The following is a 22328-nucleotide window of genomic DNA, read 5'->3' as shown; positions in this document are numbered from 1 at the left end:
CTCCCCCCCCGCTGCCCGACCCCGACGACGAGCCCGCCGCCGGCGTCGACCTCCCCGAGCTGCCCGGCGGCGCGCGCGTCCCCGACCTGCGGGTGACCGCACCGGACGGCACGCAGAGCCCCCTGGACGCCGACCGGCTGCGCCTCGTCGTCGGCGAGGCGTGCGCCGACCTCGACGCCGCCGTGGACGCCTCGGCCGTCCTCGCCGAGACGGTCCGCAGCCTCTACGACGGCATCACGGCCGCCGAGCTGGCCCAGGCGCCCGTCCTCGCGGCGCGCTCGATGGTCGAGACGGAGCCCGACTACAGCCGGGTCAGCGCCCGGCTGCTGCTCGACGTCCTGCGCACCGAGGTGCTCTCCCTGCTGGCGGGGGAGCCGCAGCAGGCCAGCCAGGCGCAGATGGCCGAGCGCTACCCGGCCTACTTCGCCGACTACGTCCGGCACGGCGTCGCGGACGAGCGTCTCGACCCGCGGCTGCTCGAGTTCGACCTCGAGCGGCTCGGGGCGGCGATCCACGCCGAGCGCGACCTCGACTTCACCTACCTCGGCCTGCAGACGCTCTACGACCGGTACTTCCTGCACACCCGGGGCGTCCGCTTCGAGATGCCGCAGGCGTTCTTCCTGCGCGTGGCCATGGGCCTGGCGCTGGAGGAGGACGACCGCGAGGCACGGGCGATCCAGTTCTACGAGGCGCTCTCGACGTTCGACCTCATGACCTCGACGCCGACGCTTTTCAACGCGGGCACGGTCCGCCCGCAGCTGAGCTCGTGCTTCCTCACGACCGTCGACGACGACCTCGACGCCATCTACTCCGGCATCCGCGACAACGCCCTGCTCGCCAAGTTCTCCGGCGGCCTCGGCAACGACTGGACGCCGGTGCGCGGCACCGGGGCCTACATCAAGGGCACGAACGGCGAGAGCTCCGGCATCGTGCCGTTCCTCAAGGTCGCCAACGACACCGCGATCGCCGTCAACCAGGGCGGCAAGCGCAAGGGCGCCGTCTGCGCGTACCTCGAGACCTGGCACATCGACGTCGAGCAGTTCCTCGACCTGCGCAAGAACACCGGCGACGACCGCCGCCGCACTCACGACATGAACACGGCGAACTGGGTGCCGGACCTGTTCCTGCAGCGGGTCGAGGCCGACGGCGCGTGGACGCTGTTCTCGCCGGACGAGACGCCGGACCTGCACGACCTCTACGGCACGGCCTTCGCCGAGCGCTACGAGCACTACGAGGCCGAGGCGGCGGCCGGCCGGATGACGGTCGCCCGGACGCTGCGCGCCAAGGACCTGTGGCGGCGGATGCTCACGATGCTCTTCGAGACCGGGCACCCGTGGATCACCTTCAAGGACGCGTGCAACCTCCGTTCTCCGCAGCAGCACGCGGGGGTCGTGCACTCCTCGAACCTCTGCACCGAGATCACGCTCAACACCAGCAAGGACGAGGTCGCGGTCTGCAACCTCGCCTCGGTCAACCTCGCCCAGCACGTGACGTCCGAGGGTCTCGACGTCGAGAAGCTCCGCGAGACGGTGGCGACCGCCGTCCGCATGCTCGACGACGTCATCGACATCAACCTCTACACGATCCCGCAGGCGGAGAGGTCGAACCGCCGGCACCGCCCGGTGGGCCTGGGGCTCATGGGCTTCCAGGACGCGCTCTTCACCCTCGGCCTGCCGTACGCGAGCGAGGCGGCGGTCGAGTTCGCGGGCACGAGCATGGAGGCCATCAGCCACGCCGCGATCAGCGCCTCGGCGGACCTGGCCGAGGAGCGCGGCGCCTACGCCTCCTTCCCGGGCTCCCTCTGGAGCCAGGGGGTGCTGCCGCACGACTCCGTGGCCCGCGTGGCCGCCGCCCGCGGCGGGGACCTCGACCAGCCCGTCGTCGAGACCCTGGACTGGGGGCCGCTGCGCGAGCGCGTGCAGCGGGTCGGCGTCCGCAACTCCAACATCATGGCGATCGCCCCGACCGCGACGATCAGCAACATCGTCGGGGTCAGCCAGTCGATCGAGCCGCAGTACCGCAACCTCTACGTCAAGGCGAACATGAGCGGCGACTTCACCGTCGTCAGCACGTCCCTCGTGCGCGCCCTCAAGGAGCGCGGGCTGTGGGACGACGTCATGGTGAGCGACCTCAAGTACTACGACGGCAGCCTCGGCGCCGTCGACCGTGTGCCGGAGGACCTGAAGGCGCTGTACGCCACCGCCTTCGAGGTGGACCCGCACTGGCTCGTGCGGGCCGGCTCGCGCCGCCAGGTCTGGATCGACCAGGCGCAGTCGCTCAACCTCTACGTGCTGGAGCCCAACGGCCGCACCCTCGACGAGCTGTACCGCGCCGCGTGGCGCAGCGGGCTCAAGACGACGTACTACCTGCGCAGCTCCAGCCGCACGCACGTCGAGAAGTCGACGCTCACGGGCACCGACGGGCGCCTCAACGCCGTGGCCATCGCGCCCGCGGCACCCGCACCCGCAGCGGTGCCCGCTCCTGCGACGGCCCCCGTGGCCGCCGTCCCCACGGCGCCCGCCGGCCCTCTGCTCCTCGACAGCACCGCGCCCACCGGTGCGCCGCAGCCCGCGGCGTGCTCCATCGACGACCCCGAGTGCGAGGCCTGCCAGTGACTCTCGACTGGGACGACGCTCCCGCCCCCAGCCCTGCCCGTACCCCCGCGAACCGTCCCCACGTTCCCGGCGCCCGCACCTCCGGCGACGTCACCGCGCGGCCGGCGGACCTGCCCGGCGTCCCGGAGCCGGCCGTGCCGTCGACCGGCCCGGGAGAGGCGTCCAGCACCGGGCTCGGCAGCCTCGACCGCAGCGGCGGCCGGGTCGAGGTCTCCGAGAAGCGGATGATCAACGGCCGCGCCGACGTCAACCAGCTGCTGCCCATGAAGTACACGTGGGCGTGGGACAAGTACCTCGCCGGCTGCGGCAACCACTGGATGCCCACCGAGGTGTCCATGCAGGCCGACATCGCGCTGTGGAACTCACCCGGCGGCCTCACCGAGGACGAGCGGCTCATGCTCAAGCGCAACCTCGGGTTCTTCGCCACGGCCGAGTCGCTGGTGGCGAACAACATCGTCCTCGCCGTGTACCGGCACCTGACGAACCCCGAGTGCCGCCAGTACCTGCTGCGGCAGTCCTTCGAGGAGGCCGTGCACACGCACACCTTCCAGTACATCTGCGAGAGCCTCGGCCTGGACGAGGGCGAGCTCTTCAACATGTACCGCGAGGTGCCCTCGATCGCGGACAAGGACGCGTGGGCGCTGCAGTACACGCAGGCCCTGGAGGACCCGGACTTCCGCACCGGCACGCCCGAGAAGGACACCCAGTTCCTGCGGGACCTCATCGCCTTCTACGTCATCTTCGAGGGCATGTGGTTCTACACCGGCTTCGCGCAGATCCTGTCGCTCGGCCGCCGCAACAAGATGGTCGGCATCGCGGAGCAGTACCAGTACATCCTGCGCGACGAGTCGATCCACCTGAACTTCGGCATCGACACGATCAACCAGATCAAGGCCGAGAACCCTCACCTGTGGTCGGCCGAGTTCCAGGCCGAGGTGCGCGAGATGCTCACCCAGGCGTGCGAGCTCGAGGTCGCCTACGGCCGCTCGACGATGCCGCGCGGCCTGCTCGGCCTCAACGCCGACCTGTGCGCGCAGTACATGCACTTCATCACCAACCGTCGGTGCGGCCAGCTCGGCCTGGCGCCCGTCTACCCGCCCGTCGACAACCCGTTCCCGTGGATGAGCGAGGTGATGGACCTGGGCAAGGAGAAGAACTTCTTCGAGACCCGCGTCATCGAGTACCAGACCGGCGGCGGGCTCAGCTGGGACTGACCGCGGCCGGGCAGAGCCGGCGCCGGCCGGCACGACACCGGTGGCGGTCGCAGGACGGCCCGGTCACCGACACGGTGACCGGGCCGTCCTGCGTCCGTGGCACCTCAGGCGGCGGCGGGCGCGGGGAGGCGCTCGAGGACCTCGTCCAGCGAGGGCATCGCCGCGGGCCCGGGGGTGCGGTCGGCCAGCGCGCGGGCGAGCGCGCCGCCTCCGGTGACGGCGCCCGCCACGAGCCCGGCGCCGAGGGCGCCCAGGGCGACCCGGGAGGGCGCCGACCGCGCGGTCACCGCGCCGACGCCGACGAGCGCGCCGGCGACGAGGCCGACCTGACGTCCCGGGGACCACGGCTCGACCGGTCGTCGTCCGCGCACCACCGTGCCCCCGGCGCGCCGGACGTCGTCCGCCCCGCCCGCGAGCACCTGGAAGGACGCGGTGGCGCCGGCGCCGACGAGGCTCTGACGGGCCTGCTCGGCCCAGACGCCGGCGCCGCACATGAGCACGACGTCGCCGTGCAGTCGGCTCGCGACGGCCGGGGCGTTCTCCCGCAGCACCTCGAGCGGGACGCTGACCGCTCCCTCGACGTGGACCTCGGCGTAGTCGGCCGGCGGGCGGACGTCGATCAGCGTGATGGGCGCGGGGCGCCGCAGGCCCTCGACGATGCGGCCGGCGTCGGTGGCCCGCGGGCTCACCGAGCCATGGGCTCGGGCGCCGGCTGCGGCGGCGGTCATGGGGGTGAGCGTGCTGGTCACGGTGGTCCTCCTGGAGCGGGTCGGGCGTCGACGACGTCAACCCGGCTGCGTGACCGGGCCTTCCGCGCGTCCGCCGTCCGGGACGGGGCGCAGACGTCCGTGCGCGGGCCGGGGGGGAGGAGGTCCTGCGGACGACGAGGGGCCCGGCCGCCGCGGCGACCGGACCCCTCCTGCGTGAGGTGCGCGAGTCAGCGGGTGGCGCCGCGCCGTCGGGCCAGCACGCCGGCGGCCAGACCGCCGAGGGCGAGCACGAGGACGACGACGAGCACGGGCACCCACGGGAAGCCGTCCTCGGTGGTCGCCGCGGCCGGGTCCGCGTCGTCCGCCACGGCGGTACCCGCGGAGGCCGACGGGCTCGGCCCCGCCGTCTGCGTCGGGACGGCCGTGGTCGGTGACGCCGTGGTCGGGCTCCCGGCCGGTGCCGGTGCCGGTGCGCTGGTCGCGGGTGCGTCGACGTCGAGCGTGAAGGGCACCTCGCCGTCGACGGGGTGGCCGTCGGAGGAGGTCACGCGGTAGACAAGCGTGTAGTCGCCGGCGGCGAGGTCCGACGGGAGGGGCAGCACGACGTCGCGCCCCTCCACCTGCGTCTCCGCGTCGGACGCCGCCCCGCCGTCCGAGCCCAGCAGCTCGAGGGTCGTGCCGAGCTCCTGGACGTCGGAGGAGAACGTCAGGACCACCTGCGCCGGGACGGCGTCGAGCACGGCGCCGGGCTCCGGGTCGGAGCCGACGAGCCGGTCGTGCGCCGACGCGGCCGGCGCGGTCAGCGCGGCGACGGCGAGGACGAGCGCGCCGACCGCCCAGGCGCGCGCGGAGCGGCGGACGGTCGGTCGGGCCGGGCTGGCGGTCATGGGTCCTCCTGGTGCGGTGCTCGTGCGGGCCGCTGCTGCGCCCGCTGCCGGGTGTTCGGTGCCGGGACGGGCACGGACGCCTCGTCCCACCCTCGCCCGTGCCGCCTCGCCGCCGGCGACGCGGGGTCCGGGGCGCACGTCAGCGTCCCGGGCGGCGACGCGTCGCCGTCCCGGCGAGGGCGACGAGCACGGCCACCACGCCGAGCGCCAGGGCGCCGCCGGAGAGCCACAGGGCCGTGCTGCTGCCGGTCGTGGCGGAGGCCGCCTCCGCGTCGGTTGTCGTCGCGGCGTCGGCCGTGGTGGCCCCGCCGCCGGTCTCCTGCGCCGCCGCGACCGTCGTGAACTGCGGGGCGGGGGTCTCGGGCTCCTCCTCTCCCGGGACGGCGGGGGTGTCCCAGGCGACGACCTCGCCGTCGGAGTAGGTCTGCGTGGTGGGCAGGACGACGTCCGTCCCGTCGGCCGGCAGCGGTCCCGCCGAGACGACGAAGCGCTGGAACTCCCCCGGCCCGATCTGCACGCCGTCCTCCGCCGTCCAGGTGACGGACAGGACGGCCTCGGTGACCTCACCGCCCTCGACCGCGACGGGCTCGGGCAGGTCCCCGCGCACGACGTCGGCGCTCCAGCCCGGGACGGGCTCGACGCTCACCGAGGTGATCGGGGTGTCCGTCGGGAGCTCGACGGCCACCTGCGTCGTGCCCGCGGTGTCGGACTCGTTCGGCACGCGGAAGGTCAGGACGCTGTAGCCGCCCGCGGTGGGGTCCTCGGCGCTGACCCGGACGTGCGCCGAGGCCGCGAGCGCGGGGACGAGGACGAGGGCGCCGGTGACGAGCGCGGCACCGCTCGTGCGGGCGGTGCGGCGCCCGGTGGTGGGGCCGGTGGTGGACCCGGTGGTGGAAGGGACGGTCGACGTGGTGGCGGAGCCGGGGGTGGACGTGGTGGTGCGCATGACGATCTCCATGGGGTGGCTGCCCGGAGGGCAGGCCCGGGTGCGCCGGGGCGGTGTGGTCCGCGCGGCGACCGGGGGGACGGGGGCACGTGCGTGCCACCCGAGAGGGAGCGGGTGCTCGGCTCAGGCGGCGGCGAGGAGGCCGGCGGGCGGGCCGCGGCGCGGCTGCGTGCTGAGGACGACCGAGCGGGGGAGCGCGGTACGGCGCGCGCGGGTCCGACGGGTGCGCGGGCCGCCGCCGGCGACGGGACCGGTGAGCAGGACGGCGAGCGCGGGGAAGAGCCGGACCGCCCACGCGACGGCGCGCTCCCAGGCCCGGTCGGCGGCGACCGCGACGAGCGCCGTCGCCGCGGCGGCGAGCGCGTGTGCCAGCACCATGAGCCCCGAGGCCGGGTCGACGGCGACCTCGGGGGCGCCCGCGGTGCTCGTGAGGACGAGGACGGACCCGTGGGCGTGACCCCCGTGGCCGGCCGGACCGGCGGGCTCCGTCGTCCCCGGGACCGTCGCGAGCGCGGTGAAGGCCTGGTGCAGCAGGGCCTGCCCCGCCGCGAGGGCGGGCACCAGGGTGCGACGCCGCAGCCGGCGGCGGGCGAGGGCCGAGCCGGCGGCGAGCGAGAGCGTCGCCAGGAGCGCCAGCAGGAGCGGCGACGGCAGGTCCCCGCCACCCACGACGTGCGCGCCCGCGGCGAGGGAGAGCACCAGGCCCGCGAGCAGCACGGCGCGGACGCACCGCAGCGCCCGGGCGTGCCGCTCGTCCATGCCGGGCACCGTACGCCCGTGCCGACACCGGGGGCCGCGGAACCGCACGCGGCGTCCCCCTTCGGACCACGCCTCCGGACCACGTGTCCGGGCACACTGCCGTCCTCCGCCGCGCCCGTCCGACCGCGGCGACCGAGAGGAGCCACGGTGCATCTCGCCCTGCACGTCTCGCAGTTCGACGGCCCCGGGGGGCCGGCCGCGATCGGGCCGACGCTGGCCGCGACGGCGCGCGCCGCCGACGACGGCGGCGTCACGACCCTGACCCTCATGGACCACTGGTTCCAGATGGAGACGCCGGACCGCGTCGCCGAGCAGCCCATGCTCGAGGGGTACACGGCCCTGGGGTTCCTCGCCGGGCTCACGCAGCAGATCGAGCTCGGCCTGCTCGTCACCGGGGTCACGTACCGGTACCCGGGCCTCCTCGCGAAGACGGTGGCGACCCTCGACGTCCTCTCCGGCGGTCGGGCGATGCTCGGGATCGGGGCCGCCTGGTACGAGCGCGAGCACCGCGCGCTCGGCGTCCCCTTCCCGCCGGTCGCCGAGCGCTTCGAGCGGCTGGAGGAGGCGCTGGAGATCTGCGCGCAGATGTGGGGGCCGCAGGTCGGGCCCTACGAGGGACGCCACCACCGCCTCGCCGAGACCCTGTGCGTCCCCCGGCCGCTGCGCGACCCGCGCCCGCGCGTGCTCGTCGGCGGCATGGGGGAGAAGAAGACGCTGCGGCTCGTCGCGCAGCACGCCGACGCGTGCAACCTGTTCGACGCCGGCGAGGACGTGCTGCGGCACAAGCTGGAGGTGCTCGACCGGCACTGCGCCGACGTCGGGCGCGACCCCGGCGAGGTGGCGCGGACCGTCATCGCCGGGCGCGACGTGCTCGAGGACGTCGACGGCTTCCTGCGGCTCATGGAGCGGTACGCGGCGCTCGGCATCTCCCAGGTCTGGGTCGGACCTGACCCGCAGGACCCCACGCGGTGGACGGAGCGGGCCGCCGAGCTGCTGGTGCCCCGGCTGCGGGAGCTCTGACGTCGGGAGGCCCGGGTCAGAGCCGCGTCGTCGTCGCCGCGTCCTCCTGCCCGCCGTAGTACTGCGCCAGGACGGCCCGGAAGACGTCCGGGCTGCCGCCGTCGTCCGCCGCGCGGGCGAAGAGCGTCGCCGACGAGCGGACCTTGAGCGCGTCGACCGCGCCGAGCACGGCCGTCGGGTCGCCGCCGGGGAGGTCCGCCAGGGCCTGCGTGCACTCCCGCAGGCGGGGGCCGAGCACGGGGTGCGCCAGGTAGGCGCGCGCTTCGTCGAGCCCGGTGAGGCCGTAGTGATGCGCGGCCGGCGAGGAGCCGAGCCCGCGCAGCTGCGGCAGGACGAACCAGATCCAGTGGCCCCGCTTGCGGCCGGCGCGGAGCTCGGCGAGCGCCTGCTCGTAGGTGCCGCCGGCCTGCGCGTCGACGAAGCGCCGGAGGTCGAAGGGGTCGTCCACGTCCACCACCGTCGTGGTCCGTCCCCCCGTGCGCCAGCCCACCGGCGCGGCGGGGGCGTCACACCGGGCGCGTCACACGGGGCGGCGGTTCCCGGCGGCCCGGGCGTAGAGGACGGTCCCGACGAGGAAGGCTCCGCTGCCGGCCATGAGCACCGCCGTCAGCCTCGTGAGCCCGGGTGCCTCGACGCCGGCGAGTCCCAGGGCTCCGACGAGCAGGAGCGCGGCGGCGCAGGCCAGGGCGAAGAGGGCGGACGCCCGGCGGCGTGCCACCTGCCGCATGCCCGCCTCGGCGCGGTTGCGCGCGTACCCGAGCGGGCGCTTCGCCCACGCGAAGCGGCTCGCGAGGACGGCCAGGCCGGCGGCCACGAGGAGCATGCCCGGGCCGGGCAGCACGAGCAGCGCGACGCCGGCGAGCGTGAGCACGCCCCCGACGACGGCGACGACGGCGGTCGGCATCGCGCAGCTCCTCAGGGTGTCCGGGCGGGGCGCCGGCGGTCGGGCCCGGGGTCCCAGCCTGCCAGCCGCGGCCCGCCAGCACCGCGCGGCACCGGTCGCGCACAGGAGGAGCACAGCGAGGGCACGGACAGCAGGCAGCCGGGAGGTCCACAGTCTGCCCATGACCACAGCACCGGCCCGCGGCTCCTTGCAGCGCCGAGACGGCACGCCGCTGCGCGTGCTCGTCGTGGACGACGAGCGGAACCTCTGCGACCTGCTGTCCATGGCCCTCAAGTACGAGGGGTGGGAGGTGCGCACCGCGGCCGACGGCCTCACCGCCGTCCGCACCGGTCGCTCCTGGCGACCCGACGCCGTCGTCCTCGACGTCATGCTCCCCGACATCGACGGCCTCGAGGTGCTGCGCCGGCTGCGTGCCGACGGCGCCGACGTGCCGGTGCTCTTCCTCACCGCGAAGGACGCCGTCGAGGACCGCGTCGCCGGGCTCACGGCGGGGGGCGACGACTACGTCACCAAGCCGTTCAGCCTCGAGGAGGTCGTGGCCCGCCTGCGAGGTCTGCTGCGGCGCACCGCCGCCGCCCCGGGGTCGCCGGACAGCGTGCTCGTCGTCGGCGACCTCACGCTGGACGAGGACAGCCACGAGGTGTCCCGTGCGGGGGCGGAGGTCCGCCTCACGGCCACCGAGTTCGAGCTGCTGCGCTACCTCATGCGCAACCCGCGCCGCGTGCTGTCCAAGGCGCAGATCCTCGACCGGGTGTGGAACTACGACTTCGGGGGGCAGGCCAACGTCGTCGAGCTCTACATCTCCTACCTGCGGCGCAAGATCGACGCCGGGCGGGCGCCGATGATCCACACCCTGCGGGGCGCGGGCTACGTGCTCAAGCCCGCCGCCGCGGAGGCGGCCGGGACGTGAGCCGCCGGGCCCCGGCCGGGCCGGGGCGTCGTGGGCGCTCGCTGCGCACGCAGCTGCTCGCGGGCCTGTCCGCCGTGCTCGTGGTCGTGCTCGTCGTCACCGGCGCGGTCACGCTGCTCGTCGTGGACCAGGTGCTCGTCGGCCAGGTGGACCAGCAGGTGCGGCAGGAGGCGGCGCAGACGGCGCAGGCCCTCGGCGGGCGCGGGGGGCCCGGGGACGGGCGTCAGGGCGGCGGGCCCTTCGGCGAGGGCGCGCAGGAGGGCCTCAACTTCCTGCTCTTCGGCCTGCCCGTCGGCTCGCTCGGCGCGCGCGTGGACGGCGGCACGGTCACCGCGGCCACGTTGCAGGGGGCCAGCGGCGGCTTCCCGCAGGCGGACGCGTGGACCGACGAGCAGGCCGCGGCGCTGGTGGGCGTCGGGTCGGAGCCGACGACCGTCGACGTGCCGGGTCGCGGCGCCTACCGAGTGGTGGCGACGAGCGCGGACGGCGGGCAGGTCCTCGTCGGGCAGCCGCTCGCGGGGACGACGACCGTCCTGCGCGAGCTCGCCGTCGCCGCGCTCGTCCTCGCTGCCGTCGGCATCGCGGTCGCCGTGCTCGCGAGCCGCGCCGTCCTCGACCGGGGCCTGCGTCCCCTGCGCCGGGTCGCCGCGACGGCCACGCGGGTGTCCTCCCTGCCGCTCGACCGCGGCGAGGTCGACCTCGCCGTCCGCGTGCCCGCCCGTGACACCGACCCGGGCACGGAGGTCGGCCAGGTGGGGGCGGCCCTGGACCGGTTGCTCGTCCACGTGGGCGCCGCGCTCGCCGCCCGGCACCGCAGCGAGACGCAGGTCCGCCAGTTCGTCGCCGACGCGAGCCACGAGCTGCGCACGCCCCTGGCGTCGATCCGTGGCTACGCCGAGCTGGCCGGCCGCCGCAGCGCCGACCTGCCGGAGGAGGTCGCGCACGCGCTCGAGCGGGTCGAGTCGCAGGCCACGCGCATGACCGGGCTCGTCGAGGACCTCTTGCTGCTCGCCCGGCTGGACGCCGGGCGACCGCTGGAGCGGGACGAGGTGGAGCTGCCGATGGTCGTCGTCGAGGCCGTGAGCGACGCCCGGGTCACCGCGCCCGACCACCGTTGGTTCCTCGACCTGCCGGGCGAGGACGAGGACGCCGACGACGCGCCACCGCTCGTCGTGCCGGGCGACGCCGCACGGCTGCACCAGGTGCTCGCCGGCCTGCTCGCCAACGCCCGCACGCACACGCCCCCGGGGACGACGGTGACGACCCGGCTGCGCTCGTGCGCCGCAGGGGCCGAGGTCGTCGTCGAGGACGACGGCCCCGGCGTCGACCCTGCGGTGCTGCCGACGGTGTTCGAGCGCTTCGCCCGGGCCGACACCTCGCGCTCGCGTGCCGCCGGCAGCACCGGGCTCGGCCTCGCCATCGCGCGCGCCGTCGTCGACGCGCACGGCGGCAGCATCTCCGTCGAGTCCCGTCCCGGGCGGACGGCCTTCCGTCTGCTGCTGCCGTGGCCGGCGCCCGCCGACGAGGCCCTCCTCCCCACGGCCGTCCGGCGCTGAGTCCTGCGCTGAGTCCGGGCCCCGGCGAGCCCGTCAGGGAGCGGTCTGGTCCGTCGGCCGCACGAGCACCTCGTTGACCGCCACGCGGGCCGGCTGGGTGACGACGTAGGCGATCGCCCGGGCGACGTCCTCGGCCTGCAGGGAGTCCATGGAGTCGTAGCTCTTCTTGGACTTCTCGCGGCTCGCGTCGTCGGTGATGTGGTCGTTGAGCTCGGTCTGGACGGCGCCGGGCTCGACGAGCGTGATGCGCACGCCCTTCGCGGTCACCTCCTGGCGCAGGGACTCGCTGAAGGCGTTGACCGCCCACTTGCTGGCGTTGTAGGCGCCCGCGCCGGAGCGGGCCACGCGGCCGGCCACGCTCGAGATGTTGACGACGTCGCCGGAGCCCTGCTCGACCATGCCGCCGATCGCGGCGTGGGTCATGTACATGAGGCCGAGGACGTTCGTCGACATCATGCGGCGCCAGTCCTCGGTGTCCGCGTCGACGATCGGGCCGAGGAGCATGAGCCCGGCGCAGTTCACGAGGACGTCGACGCGGCCCGTCTCGGAACGGGTGCGCTGCACCGCGTCCCGGCACTGCTGCTCGTCCGTGACGTCGAGGTCGAGGGTCACCGCGCGGACGCCCTTGTCCCGCAGCCGGCCCGAGAGGTCCTCGAGCCGGTCCGCGCGGCGCGCGCCGACGGCGACGTCGGCGCCGAGGTCGGCCAGCGCGAGGGCGGTCGCCTCGCCGATGCCGGAGGAGGCGCCGGTGACGAGGGCGGTGCGGCCGGCCAGGGGACGGTCGCCCGAGCCGGTCGTCGTCGTGGGGGAGTCGCTCACGGGGTCCTCCTGGGGAGGTCGGGGCCGCCGGTGGCCGGCGGCGTGTCGGTACGCCGGTGCCCCGCGGCGCCCCCCGCGCGGTGCCCGCGACCGTAGGCACCGTGCCCGGTGGGGCGCACGCGGAGGCTCGTAGCGCCTGCACAGGCGGCGCCGGGTGCGGTCATGGCGACCGGGCCGACCGTCGTCGTCATGACCACCCCCACCACCCCGGCGCGGGTCCCGGCGCAGGCCGGTCAGCGGGACGAGCGACCTCGTCCCGGAGGCCGTGCGTCCCGGGCGCCCGAGCCTCCCACCGCCTCCGCCGTCGACCGGGCCGAGCGGCCCGCCCGGGTCGACGGGCACCGGCCGGCGCCGGTGCTCGACCTCGTCGTGCCCGTGCACGACGAGCAGACCGACCTCGAGCCGTGCGTGCGCCGGCTCGAGGCGCACCTGGCGGAGTCCTTCCCCTGGACGTACCGCATCACGGTCGTGGACAACGCCTCCCGCGACCGCACCCTGGCGGTCGCCCGCTCGCTCGAGCGCGACCTGGCCTCGGTCCGCGTCCTGCACCTGGACGAGAAGGGCCGTGGCCGTGCGCTGCACACCGCCTGGCTGGCCTCCGACGCGCAGGTGCTCGCCTACACCGACGTCGACCTCTCCACGGACCTCGCGGCGCTCCTGCCGCTCGTGGCCCCGCTCGTGACCGGCCACTCCGACCTCGCGATCGGCAGCCGGCTGAGCCGCTCGTCCCGGGTCGTCCGCGGGCCGCGGCGCGAGGTCGTCTCCCGCTGCTACAACGTCCTGCTTCGCGGGACGCTCGGCGCCCGGTTCTCCGACGCGCAGTGCGGTTTCAAGGCGGTGCGCCGCGACGTCGCCCTCTCGCTGCTGCCGCTCGTCGAGGACACCGGCTGGTTCTTCGACACCGAGCTGCTCGTCCTCGCCGAGCGTGCCGACCTGCGCATCCACGAGGTGCCCGTCGACTGGGTCGACGACCCCGACAGCCGGGTCGACGTCGTCGCGACCGCGGTGGAGGACCTGCGCGGCATCGCCCGCCTCGGCCGTGCCCTCGTCCGCGGCGACCTGCCGCTGGAGACCGTCCGCGCCCAGCTCGGGCGGGCGCCGCTGCCGGTGCCGGCCTCCCTCGCCCTCACGGCGCTCGGCGCCCCCGCCGGGCTGCTGGGCCAGCTCGTGCGCTTCGGGGTGGTCGGGGCGCTCAGCACGCTCGCCTACGTCCTGCTCTACGCGCTCGCCCGCGAGGCCGTCCCCGCGCAGGCGGCGAACCTCGTCGCCCTCCTCGTCACCGCGGTCGCGAACACCGCGGCCAACCGACGTCTCACCTTCGGCGTCCGGGGCCGGGCCCGCGCCGGGCGCCACCACCTGCAGGGCCTCGGCGTCGTCGCGCTCGCGTGGGCGCTGACGGCCGGCTCGCTCGGGCTGCTGCACGCCCTGCAGCCCGTGCCCTCGCGAGGGCTCGAGATCGCCGTCCTCGTCGGGGCGAACCTCCTGGCGACGCTCCTGCGCTTCCTGCTCCTGCGCAGCTGGGTCTTCCGCCCGGAGGCGCCCGACGGCGCCGTCGCCCCGGACGGCGCGACCGCCTCCCCGACCACCACCCTCACCAGCGCGGCGTCGTCGAGCGCCGCCGTCACCCCGGAGGTCTCGCGATGAGCGCTCCCACCACCGACCACCCCAGGGCGGCCACCGGCCGCCTGTCCCCGCCCGGGCCACGCCCGTCCACCGAGCCCGACGGGGGCGGCGCCTCCGGCCACCGGCTCTCGCGCGCCCGCCGCGTCTGGCGCGGACGGCCGCAGGACCCGGCGTGGGCCCGACCGGCACTGCTTGGGCTCCTGCTCGGCACCGGCCTGCTGTACCTCTGGGACCTCGGCGCGAACGGCTGGGCCAACTCCTTCTACTCCGCCGCGGTGCAGGCGGGCTCGGTGAGCTGGGAGGCGTTCTTCTTCGGCTCCTCGGACGCCGCGAACGCCATCACCGTCGACAAGCCGCCGGCCTCGCTGTGGGTGATGGCGCTGTCGGTGCGCCTCTTCGGCCTCAGCTCGTGGAGCATCCTCGTGCCGCAGGCGCTCATGGGCGTGGCCACGGTGGGGACGGTCTTCGCGGCCGTCCGCCGTCGCGTCGGGCCCGCCGGGGCCCTCCTCGCCGGCGTCGTCATGGCGCTGACGCCGGTCGCGGCGCTGATGTTCCGCTTCAACAACCCGGACGCGCTCCTCGTCCTGCTCATGACGCTCGGCGCCTACGCGGTCCTGCGCGGGGTGGAGAGCGGTCGTACCCGCTGGATGGTCCTCACCGGGGTCCTCGTCGGGCTCGGCTTCCTCACCAAGCAGCTGCAGGTCATGCTCGTCGTCCCGGCTTTCGCGGGGGCTTATCTGCTGGCCGCGCCGAAGGGGCTGGGTCGCAGGATGCTCGACCTGCTCGCGGCGGGTGCCGCGCTCGTCGTCACCGCGGGGTGGTGGCTCGCGGTCGTCGAGCTGTGGCCCGCGAGCAGCCGTCCGTACATCGGTGGCTCGCAGACCAACTCGATCCTGGAGCTGACGCTCGGCTACAACGGCCTCGGCCGCCTCACCGGCGACGAGACCGGCAGCGTGGGGGGCGGCGGGAACGGCGGCGGCTGGGGCGAGACCGGCATCATCCGCCTGCTCACCAGCGAGTTCGGCGGCCAGATCGCCTGGCTGGTGCCCGCGGCGCTGCTCCTCCTCGCGGGCGCCCTCGTGCTGCGCGGGCGTCGTCCGCGCACCGACCCGCAGCGGGCCGGCCTCGTCGTCTGGGGCGGCTGGCTGCTGACGACGGGTCTCGTCTTCAGCTACATGGCCGGGATCTTCCACCAGTACTACACGGTCGCCCTCGCGCCGGCGGTCGCCGCGCTCGTCGGCACCGGTGCGGTGCTGCTGTGGCGCGAGGGCCGGCGCCCGTGGGTGCGGGCGCTCCTCGGCGTCACCGTCGCCGCGACGGCGTCGTGGTCCTTCGTCCTGCTCGGCCGGTCCGCCGACTTCCTGCCCTGGCTGCGGTTCGTCGTGCTCGTCGCCGGGCTCGCGGCCGGCCTCGGGCTCGTCCTCGGCCACCTCCTGACCCGTCGCCTGCTGACGGGCGCGGCCGTGGTCGCGCTCGTCGCCGGGCTCGCCGGGCCGGCCGCGTACGCCGTCCAGACCGTCGGGACGGCGCACACCGGCTCCATCGTCACGGCCGGGCCGGACGTCGCGGGGGCGACCGGCGGCCCCGGCGGAGGAGGCCCCGGCGGTGGGGCCGGGTTCGGCGGCGGCCCCGGTGGCCAGACGGCCCCCGGCGGGACCACGGGGGCGACCGGCGCTCCCGGCGGGACCGCCGGCACCGCGGGCGGCCCCGGCGGGGGCGGCGCGGGCGGGCTGCTCGACAGCACCACGCCGTCGTCCGAGCTCGTCACGGCGCTCGAGGCGGACGCCTCCGACTACACCTGGGTCGCGGCGGCGGTCGGCTCGCAGAACGCCTCCGGCTACCAGCTGGCGACGCAGCTGCCGGTGATGGCGGTCGGCGGGTTCAACGGCAGCGACCCGTCGCCGACGCTGGCGCAGTTCCAGCAGGACGTCGCCGACGGCCAGATCCACTGGTTCATCGCGGGCGGCGGCATGGGGGGCGGCGGCATGGGCGGCGGTCCCGGTGGCTCCGCGGACGGCACGACGTCGACCTCGGCGCGGATCACCAGCTGGGTCGAGGCGACCTTCACCGCCCAGACCGTCGGCGGCACGACGGTCTACGACCTCTCGGCGGGCGCCACGGCCTGACGGGTCTGCCCGTCCCCGTTCTCGTCCCCGCCGATGTCCGCACTTCGACGACTTCTTGCCACCTGCGCGCCTCGTGGGCGGCAAGAAGTCGTCGAAGTGCGAGAAGGGGGTGGGGATGGGGGTGGAGAAGGGGGGGGCGGGCGGAGAGGGGGCGCGGGGCGGGAGGGAGACGTAGTTGTCATGGCGACCAGAAGCGACGTAGGCTCGGGACGTCGGTAAGGGTGCTCGTGACCACAAGGGGGCGTGATGACCCACGGCGGTCCCGTCGCGTCCGTCGCCGTCTCCACGGTGATCTTCACGCTCCTGCCGCGGAGCGACGCCCTGCACCTGCACCTGCCGGTGGTCCGCCGCACGCGCGACCCCTTCGACGGCGCGTGGGCCCTGCCGGGCGGGTGGATCGGGGCCGACGAGGACCTCGCCGACGCCGCCCGCCGCACGCTCGTCGAGACGACGGGGCTGCGTCCCAGCTACGTCGAGCAGCTCTACACGTTCGGCCGCGCGGACCGCTCGCCCACGGGTCGCGTCGTCTCCGTCATCTACTCGGCCCTCGTGCGGAGCCCGGAGGCGGCGCGCGTCGCCGAGGTCCACAACGTCCGCTGGGTGCCGGTCGCCGAGGCGAGCGGGCTGGCCTTCGACCACGACGAGGTCGTCGCCTACGCGCTGTGGCGGCTGCGCGCCAAGGTGGGATACGCGCAGGTCGCCGTCCACCTGCTGGGGGAGACCTTCTCCCTCGGCCAGCTGCGCGAGGTGCACGAGGCCGTGCTCGGCCGCGAGCTCGACCCCGCCAACTTCCGCCGCCGCGTCGTGGCGAGCGGCGCCGTCGAGGCGACGGACGAGCACCTCACCGGCGGGCGTCACCGCCCGCCGCGCCTGTACCGCGCCGTCGTGCCCGAGGGCGCGGCCGGCCCCTTCGAGACCACCGCCGGGCCCGCCGCCTAGGCCCTGCGGCCCTCCGAGACCCGACCACCGACCCGGACCCGGCCACCGACGCCGGACCAGACCGCCGGACCCGCCACCAGACCCGCACCGCTGCGCGCGACGTCGACGCCGCGCCCGAGGAGGACCGATGAGCACGACCCCGCTGACCCTGGGCACCCGGCCCCGCACCTCTCCGGAGACGTCCAGCACAGGCCTGTGCGACCCGGCGCTCGCGGACGGCCCGTGGGCCATGGACGCCGTGCCCGGGGAGGCGCCGCCGGCCCCGGAGTACGGGCCCGGCAGCTCGCGCGACGACGTCGCCCCCGCCGGGACGCCCGTCCAGCAGCGGATCCCCGAGGAGTACCGCCGGGCACCCCTGCCCGAGCTCGAGGCGCGGATCACGGCGGCCAAGGCGGCGCTGGGCGACCGCGTCGTCGTGCTCGGGCACTACTACCAGCGCGACGAGGTGGTGCAGCACGCCGACTTCCTCGGCGACAGCTACCAGCTGGCGCAGCAGGCGACGACGACGGCGGCCGAGCACGTCGTCTTCTGCGGCGTGCACTTCATGGCCGAGACCGCCGACGTCCTCACCGGCGACCACCAGGACGTCGTCCTGCCCAACCTCGCGGCCGGGTGCTCGATGGCCGACATGGCCGACCTCGACTCCGTCACCGCCTGCTGGGAGCAGCTCGAGGCGGTCTACGGCGCGCCGATCGACGAGCCCGACGCCGAGGGGTTCGTGCCCGTCGTGCCCGTGACGTACATGAACTCCTCCGCGGCGCTCAAGGCGTTCTGCGGCGACCACGGCGGCATCGTCTGCACGTCGTCCAACGCCGCCGCGGTGCTCGAGTGGGCGTTCGCGCGCGGACGGCGGGTGCTGTTCTTCCCCGACCAGCACCTCGGGCGGAACACCGGCTCCGCGATGGGCGTGCCGACGTCGCGGATGCCGGTCTGGGACCCGCGCAAGCCGTTGGGCGGCAACGACGCCGACGTCCTGCACGACGCGCGCGTTCTGCTGTGGCGCGGGTGGTGCTCGGTGCACCAGCGCTTCACGACGGCCCAGGTGGAGGCCGCCCGCGCCGCCGACCCGGGCGTGCGCGTCGTCGTCCACCCCGAGTGCCCGAAGGAGGTCGTCGACGCGGCCGACGAGGCCGGCTCCACCCAGCACATCGAGCGGGTCGTCCGCGAGGCGCCGCCGGGCACGAGCTTCGCGATCGGCACCGAGATCACCATGGTCCAGCGCCTCGCCGCGCAGCACCCCGACCTGACGATCACGTGCCTGGACCCGGTGGTGTGCCCCTGCTCGACGATGTACCGCATCCACCCCGGCTACCTGGCGTGGGTGCTCGAGGCGCTCGTGCGCGGCGAGGTGCTCAACCAGGTGCGCGTCGACGCGCGCACGGCCGTCTCGGCGCGGGTGGCGCTGCAGCGGATGCTCGAGGTGCGGCCGCGGTGAGCGCGCCGGAGGGCTCCGGACGAGCGACGGAGCCGGCCGCGAGCGAGGTGCCGGCGCGCGCCGCGGTCGTCGTCGTCGGCACCGGGGTCGCCGGCATGACGGCGGCTCTCGGCCTGCGCGCCCGCGGGGTGGACGACGTGCTGCTCGTCACGAAGACGGCGTGGGACGGGGTCTCCGGCGGCGGCAGCACCGCGTGGGCCCAGGGCGGCGTCGCCGCCGTCACCGGTGCGGACGACGACGTGGCGCTGCACGTCGCGGACACCCTCGCCGCGGGTGCCGGGGCGTGCGACCCCGAGGCGGTGCGGGTCCTGTGCACCGAGGGCCCGGCCCGGCTCGTCGAGCTGGCCGAGCGTGGGCTGCTGCTCGACGGGGCGGCGCCGGGTGCGCCGGCGGACCCGACGACGTGGAGCCGCGGCCTGGAGGCGGCGCACTCGCGGCCACGGGTGCTGCACGCCGGCGGCGACGCGACCGGGGCGCGCACGAGCGCGGCGCTCGTGGCCGCCGTGGGCGCGGCCGGCGTCCCGGTGCTCGACCGCGCGTGCCTCGCCGACCTCGTCGTCGAGGACGGGCGGGTGGCCGGGGTCGACCTGCTCGTCGACGGCCCGCAGGGGCGACCCGCGTCGAGCCGCCGCGTGCTGGCGGACGCCGTCGTCCTCGCCACCGGCGGTGCGGGGCAGCTGTTCTCGTGCACGACGAACCCGCCGGAGGCCACCGGGGACGGGCTCGCCGCGGCCTGGCGCGCCGGTGCCGTCGTCGCCGACCTCGAGCAGCTGCAGCTGCACCCCACGGTCGCCGCGACGCCCGTGCCCTTCCTCGTCTCCGAGGCCGTGCGCGGCGAGGGCGCCGTCCTGCGCGACGAGGACGGCGTCCGCTTCCTGGCCGACCCCGCGTCGTCCCTCGCCGACCCGCGCGCCGAGCTGGCGCCCCGGGACGTCGTGGCCCGGGCGGTCGCCGCCGTCGTCGCCCGCCAGGACGGCCGGCCCGCCCTGCTGGACGCCACGGCGCTCGGCGAGCACCTGCGCACGCGCTTCCCGGGCATCGACGCGATGTGCGCCGCCGCAGGGCTGGACTGGACCCGCGAGCCCGTGCCCGTCGTGCCGGCGGCGCACTACTGGATGGGCGGCGTCGCCACGGATGTCCGCGGCCGCACGGCGCTGCCGGGGCTGTGGGCGGCCGGGGAGGTGGCCCGCACCGGCGTCCACGGGGCCAACCGGCTCGCCTCGAACTCGCTCCTCGAGGGTCTCGTGTTCGCGGACCGGGCCGCGGCGGACGTCGTGGACGTCCTGGCGGGTGCCCCCGCGGGCGGTGTCGAGCCGGGTGTGCTCGGGCAGGGCGACGTCGAAGAGCTCGCGTGCGCGGGCGCGCCCGCCATCCCGCGGGCCGAGCTGCAGGCGCTGACGTGGGAGCACGCCGGCCTGCTGCGGGACGCCCACGGGCTCGAGCTGCTCGCCAAGGCCCTCGACGGGGCCCCCGCGGCTGGTGCGCCGCGGACCCGGAAGGAGATCGAGGACCGCTCGCTCGGCCTGTGCGCGCGGCTGCTCGTCGCCTCGGCGCAGCGCCGCCCCGAGAGCCTCGGCGCGCACTTCCGCACCGACGCCGCCGGCGCCGCGCCGCGCGGCGCCGACCGGCCGGTGCTGCTGCGGCGGGCGTCGTGACCGCGGACCGACGCGCCGGCGACGTCGGCGCGGCGCCCGTGGCCGCGGTCGAGGCGGTCGTGGCCGCGGCGCTCGCCGAGGACGCCCCGTGGGGCGACGCGACGACGGAGGCCTTGCTCGGCCCCGAGGTGCGAGCGAGCGCCCGGGTGGTGGCGCGCGAGGACGGCGTCCTCGCCGAGCTGGGGGTGCTGGCGGCGGCGCTGCACCAGGCGTCGGCGCTCGCGGACGACCCCCGCGTGCCGGCGCCGTCGGTGCGGCTGCTGGTCGGCGACGGGGAGCGGTTCACCGCCGGCCAGGCGCTCGCCGAGGTCGAGGGCAGCGCCCGGGCGGTCCTGCGCGCCGAACGGGTCGCGCTCAACCTCCTCCAGCGGCTGTCCGGCGTCGCCACGCTCACCGCGGCGTTCGTCGCCGAGACCGCCGGGACGCGCTGCCGCGTCGTCGACACCCGCAAGACCACCCCCGGTCTGCGGCAGCTGGAGCGGGCCGCCGTGCGCTGCGGCGGCGGGCGCAACCACCGGACGACGCTCTCGGACGCGGTGATGGTCAAGGACAACCACCTCGCCGTCCTCACCGCGGACGGCTGGGACGACGCCGTCGTCACCGCCGGGCTGCGGCGGCTGCGGGAGCGGCTGCCGCACACGACGACCGTGACGGTCGAGGTAGACCGCCTCGACCAGCTCGACGCCGTCCTCGCGGCCGGCGTCGACGTCGTCCTGCTCGACAACATGGGCCCCGACGAGCTGCGGCGCGGCGTCGAGCGCGTCGCCGGCCGGGCGCTCGTCGAGGCCAGCGGCGGGGTGCGCCTCGGCACCGTCGGCGCGATAGCCCGCGCGGGCGTGGACCTCGTCTCCGTCGGGGCGCTCACGCAGGCCGCGCCGTGCCTCGACCTCGGGCTCGACGTGCACGTCGGCGCGCCCGCCCCCCGGGTGGTGCCCGCGTGATCTACCTCGACCACGCGGCGACCGCGCCGCCGTCGCGGGCGGTGCTCGAGGCGCAGTGGCCCTACCTCACGCAGGTCTTCGCCAACCCCTCGAGCACCCACGAGCCGGGCCGGGCCGCGCGCGCCGGGCTGGACGCGGCGCTCGCCGAGATCGCCGCGGTCCTCGGCTGCCGCCCGGGAGAGGTCGTCCTGACGAGCGGGGGCACCGAGGCCGACGACCTCGCCCTGCTCGGCCTCGCCGCCGCCGCGCCGCGCGGCCGGCACGTCGTCACGACCGCCGTCGAGCACCCGGCCGTCCTCGAGACCGCCCGGGCGCTGGGCCGCGGCGTGCAGGGAGCGCCGTTCCGCGTCGACGAGGTGGGCGTCGACGGAAACGGGGTCGTGGACCTCGCGGCGGTCGCGGCCGTGCTGACGCCCGAGACCACGATCTGCTCGGTGATGCTCGCCAACAACGAGGTGGGCACGGTGCAGCCGGTCCGCGAGGTCGCGGCGCTGTGCCGGGCCGTCGGCGTCCCGCTGCACGTCGACGCCGTCCAGGCGCCCGGCCAGCTCGACGTCCGCCTCGACGCCCTCGGCGCCGACCTGCTGTCGGTCTCGGCGCACAAGCTCGGCGGACCCCGCGGCGCGGGCGTCCTCGCCGTGCGCGGGTCCGTGCCGCTCGCCCCGCACGTGCACGGCGGCGGGCAGCAGCGCGGTCGACGGTCGGGGACGGTCGACGTGGCGGCTGCTGTCGGCACGGCGAGGGCGCTGCGCCTCGCCGAGGAGGGCCGCGCCGCCGGGGCGCCGCGGCTGGCGGGCCTGCGCGACCGGCTCGTCGCGGGCGTCCTCGCCGCCGTTCCCGGGGCGGTCCTCACGGGCCCGCCCGTCGACGCGGTTCTCGCCGACAGCACCCCCGGGCGCCTGCCGGGTCACGCGTCGTTCGTCTTCCCCGGCCTCGGCGGCGAGACGGTGCTGCTCGAGCTGGAGGAGCGCGGCGTCGTCTGCTCGTCGGGCTCGGCCTGCGCCGCCGGCAGCGAGGACGCCTCGCACGTGCTGCTCGCGATGGGTCTCGGCGACGACGCCGCCCGCACCGCCGTCCGGCTGACGCTCGGCCCCGCGACGACCGAGGACGACGTCGACGCGGTCGTCCGACTCCTCCCCGACGCCGTCGCCGCCGCCGGCGGCCCAGCGCTCCTCGCCTCCTGACCCCGCACGTCGACGACTCCTCGCCGCCTGATCCCGCACTTCGACGACTTCGTGCGGCGCCAACCCGGCGTGTCGCAGCGAGAAG

19 protein-coding genes are annotated in these 22328 nt (G+C 76.2%); 12 read left to right on the top strand and 7 right to left on the bottom strand.

Translation table 11 applies throughout. From position 1 onward, the window contains the following. The first annotated feature begins 59 nt into the window (after positions 1 to 59). The gene (locus WDZ17_RS09440; protein ID WP_422631927.1) at positions 60 to 2615 is read left to right on the top strand and encodes a ribonucleoside-diphosphate reductase subunit alpha; all 2556 of its coding nucleotides are present in this window, start codon (positions 60 to 62) and stop codon (positions 2613 to 2615) included. A gap of 134 nt (positions 2616 to 2749) precedes the next feature. After that, complete coding sequence (locus WDZ17_RS09435) at positions 2750 to 3829, top strand: ribonucleotide-diphosphate reductase subunit beta (RefSeq protein ID WP_339574895.1); 1080 nt, start codon at positions 2750 to 2752, stop codon at positions 3827 to 3829. A 104-nt stretch (positions 3830 to 3933) separates the two neighbouring features. Here the strand turns inward: WDZ17_RS09435 and WDZ17_RS09430 are convergent, their stop codons facing one another. The 4 genes from WDZ17_RS09430 to WDZ17_RS09415 form a co-directional block, all read right to left on the bottom strand. Then, positions 3934 to 4578: a rhodanese-like domain-containing protein gene (locus WDZ17_RS09430; RefSeq protein ID WP_339574894.1), complete on the bottom strand. Its 645-nt coding sequence runs from the start codon at positions 4576 to 4578 to the stop codon at positions 3934 to 3936. A gap of 188 nt (positions 4579 to 4766) precedes the next feature. Next, positions 4767 to 5426, bottom strand: coding sequence for a copper resistance CopC family protein (locus WDZ17_RS09425; RefSeq protein WP_339574893.1), 660 nt, complete (start codon positions 5424 to 5426; stop codon positions 4767 to 4769). Between the two features lie 139 nt (positions 5427 to 5565). After that, a complete protein-coding gene (locus tag WDZ17_RS09420; RefSeq protein WP_339574892.1) occupies positions 5566 to 6372 on the bottom strand; it encodes a YcnI family copper-binding membrane protein in 807 nt (268 codons plus the stop codon). Positions 6373 to 6495: 123 nt separating this feature from the next. Further along, complete coding sequence (locus WDZ17_RS09415) at positions 6496 to 7131, bottom strand: hypothetical protein (RefSeq protein ID WP_339574891.1); 636 nt, start codon at positions 7129 to 7131, stop codon at positions 6496 to 6498. Positions 7132 to 7278: 147 nt separating this feature from the next. On the opposite strand from WDZ17_RS09415, the gene WDZ17_RS09410 reads away from it, so the two are divergent. Beyond that, entirely contained in the window at positions 7279 to 8151 is an 873-nt protein-coding gene (locus WDZ17_RS09410; RefSeq protein WP_339574890.1) for an LLM class F420-dependent oxidoreductase, read from the top strand. Positions 8152 to 8167: 16 nt separating this feature from the next. Here WDZ17_RS09410 and WDZ17_RS09405 read toward each other — a convergent pair whose 3' ends face one another. Beyond that, positions 8168 to 8608 (bottom strand): DUF1810 domain-containing protein, encoded by a 441-nt coding sequence (locus tag WDZ17_RS09405; RefSeq protein WP_422631917.1) that lies wholly within the window; start codon positions 8606 to 8608, stop codon positions 8168 to 8170. 63 nt (positions 8609 to 8671) lie between these two features. After that, a complete protein-coding gene (locus tag WDZ17_RS09400) occupies positions 8672 to 9055 on the bottom strand; it encodes a PGPGW domain-containing protein (RefSeq protein WP_339574888.1) in 384 nt (127 codons plus the stop codon). A gap of 160 nt (positions 9056 to 9215) precedes the next feature. Between WDZ17_RS09400 and WDZ17_RS09395 the strand changes: the two genes are divergently transcribed. Both WDZ17_RS09395 and WDZ17_RS09390 read left to right on the top strand, forming a co-directional pair. Then, on the top strand, positions 9216 to 9965 hold the full coding sequence (locus WDZ17_RS09395; RefSeq protein WP_339574887.1) for a response regulator transcription factor: 750 nt from the start codon (positions 9216 to 9218) through the stop codon (positions 9963 to 9965). Beyond that, positions 9962 to 11521, top strand: a complete 1560-nt coding sequence (locus WDZ17_RS09390; RefSeq protein WP_339574886.1) for a sensor histidine kinase — start codon at positions 9962 to 9964, stop codon at positions 11519 to 11521. The genes WDZ17_RS09395 and WDZ17_RS09390 overlap by 4 nt, the downstream gene beginning before the upstream one ends. Positions 11522 to 11554: 33 nt before the next feature. Here WDZ17_RS09390 and WDZ17_RS09385 read toward each other — a convergent pair whose 3' ends face one another. After that, the gene (locus WDZ17_RS09385) at positions 11555 to 12340 is read right to left on the bottom strand and encodes an SDR family NAD(P)-dependent oxidoreductase (protein ID WP_339574885.1); all 786 of its coding nucleotides are present in this window, start codon (positions 12338 to 12340) and stop codon (positions 11555 to 11557) included. A 189-nt stretch (positions 12341 to 12529) separates the two neighbouring features. On the opposite strand from WDZ17_RS09385, the gene WDZ17_RS09380 reads away from it, so the two are divergent. The 7 genes from WDZ17_RS09380 (at position 12530) to WDZ17_RS09350 (ending at position 22243) form a co-directional block, all read left to right on the top strand. After that, the gene (locus WDZ17_RS09380; RefSeq protein WP_339574884.1) at positions 12530 to 13984 is read left to right on the top strand and encodes a bifunctional glycosyltransferase family 2/GtrA family protein; all 1455 of its coding nucleotides are present in this window, start codon (positions 12530 to 12532) and stop codon (positions 13982 to 13984) included. Then, positions 13981 to 16089, top strand: a complete 2109-nt coding sequence (locus WDZ17_RS09375; protein WP_339574883.1) for an ArnT family glycosyltransferase — start codon at positions 13981 to 13983, stop codon at positions 16087 to 16089. The genes WDZ17_RS09380 and WDZ17_RS09375 overlap by 4 nt, the downstream gene beginning before the upstream one ends. A 246-nt stretch (positions 16090 to 16335) precedes the next feature. Beyond that, positions 16336 to 17028: an NUDIX hydrolase gene (locus WDZ17_RS09370; protein ID WP_339574882.1), complete on the top strand. Its 693-nt coding sequence runs from the start codon at positions 16336 to 16338 to the stop codon at positions 17026 to 17028. Positions 17029 to 17155: 127 nt separating this feature from the next. Beyond that, entirely contained in the window at positions 17156 to 18463 is a 1308-nt protein-coding gene (gene nadA, locus WDZ17_RS09365; RefSeq protein ID WP_339574881.1) for a quinolinate synthase NadA, read from the top strand. 95 nt (positions 18464 to 18558) lie between these two features. Next, a complete protein-coding gene (locus WDZ17_RS09360; RefSeq protein ID WP_435873332.1) occupies positions 18559 to 20118 on the top strand; it encodes an L-aspartate oxidase in 1560 nt (519 codons plus the stop codon). Further along, a complete protein-coding gene (nadC, locus tag WDZ17_RS09355) occupies positions 20115 to 21059 on the top strand; it encodes a carboxylating nicotinate-nucleotide diphosphorylase (RefSeq protein WP_339574879.1) in 945 nt (314 codons plus the stop codon). Before WDZ17_RS09360 ends, nadC begins: the two co-directional genes overlap by 4 nt. Then, positions 21056 to 22243, top strand: a complete 1188-nt coding sequence (locus tag WDZ17_RS09350; protein ID WP_339574878.1) for a cysteine desulfurase family protein — start codon at positions 21056 to 21058, stop codon at positions 22241 to 22243. The genes nadC and WDZ17_RS09350 overlap by 4 nt, the downstream gene beginning before the upstream one ends. Positions 22244 to 22328: the final 85 nt, after the last annotated feature.

Source organism: Pseudokineococcus basanitobsidens, assembly GCF_037482545.1.
GTDB classification, from domain to species: domain Bacteria; phylum Actinomycetota; class Actinomycetes; order Actinomycetales; family Quadrisphaeraceae; genus Pseudokineococcus; species Pseudokineococcus basanitobsidens.
The sequence above is the reverse complement of the archived record's forward strand: the minus strand, read 5'-3'. Positions and strand labels throughout refer to the sequence as shown.

What these genes read in the sequence shown, in the direction of transcription:
- WDZ17_RS09425 (WP_339574893.1), bottom strand. Translation starts at nt 5,426, where the DNA reads ATGACCGCCAGCCCGGCCCGACCGACCGTCCGCCGCTCCGCGCGCGCC.
- WDZ17_RS09420 (WP_339574892.1), bottom strand. Translation starts at nt 6,372, where the DNA reads ATGCGCACCACCACGTCCACCCCCGGCTCCGCCACCACGTCGACCGTC.
- WDZ17_RS09415 (WP_339574891.1), bottom strand. Translation starts at nt 7,131, where the DNA reads ATGGACGAGCGGCACGCCCGGGCGCTGCGGTGCGTCCGCGCCGTGCTG.
- WDZ17_RS09400 (WP_339574888.1), bottom strand. Translation starts at nt 9,055, where the DNA reads ATGCCGACCGCCGTCGTCGCCGTCGTCGGGGGCGTGCTCACGCTCGCC.
- WDZ17_RS09395 (WP_339574887.1), top strand. Translation starts at nt 9,216, where the DNA reads ATGACCACAGCACCGGCCCGCGGCTCCTTGCAGCGCCGAGACGGCACG.
- WDZ17_RS09380 (WP_339574884.1), top strand. Translation starts at nt 12,530, where the DNA reads ATGACCACCCCCACCACCCCGGCGCGGGTCCCGGCGCAGGCCGGTCAG.
- WDZ17_RS09375 (WP_339574883.1), top strand. Translation starts at nt 13,981, where the DNA reads ATGAGCGCTCCCACCACCGACCACCCCAGGGCGGCCACCGGCCGCCTG.
- WDZ17_RS09370 (WP_339574882.1), top strand. Translation starts at nt 16,336, where the DNA reads ATGACCCACGGCGGTCCCGTCGCGTCCGTCGCCGTCTCCACGGTGATC.
- nadA (WP_339574881.1), top strand. Translation starts at nt 17,156, where the DNA reads ATGAGCACGACCCCGCTGACCCTGGGCACCCGGCCCCGCACCTCTCCG.
- WDZ17_RS09360 (WP_435873332.1), top strand. Translation starts at nt 18,559, where the DNA reads ATGACGGCGGCTCTCGGCCTGCGCGCCCGCGGGGTGGACGACGTGCTG.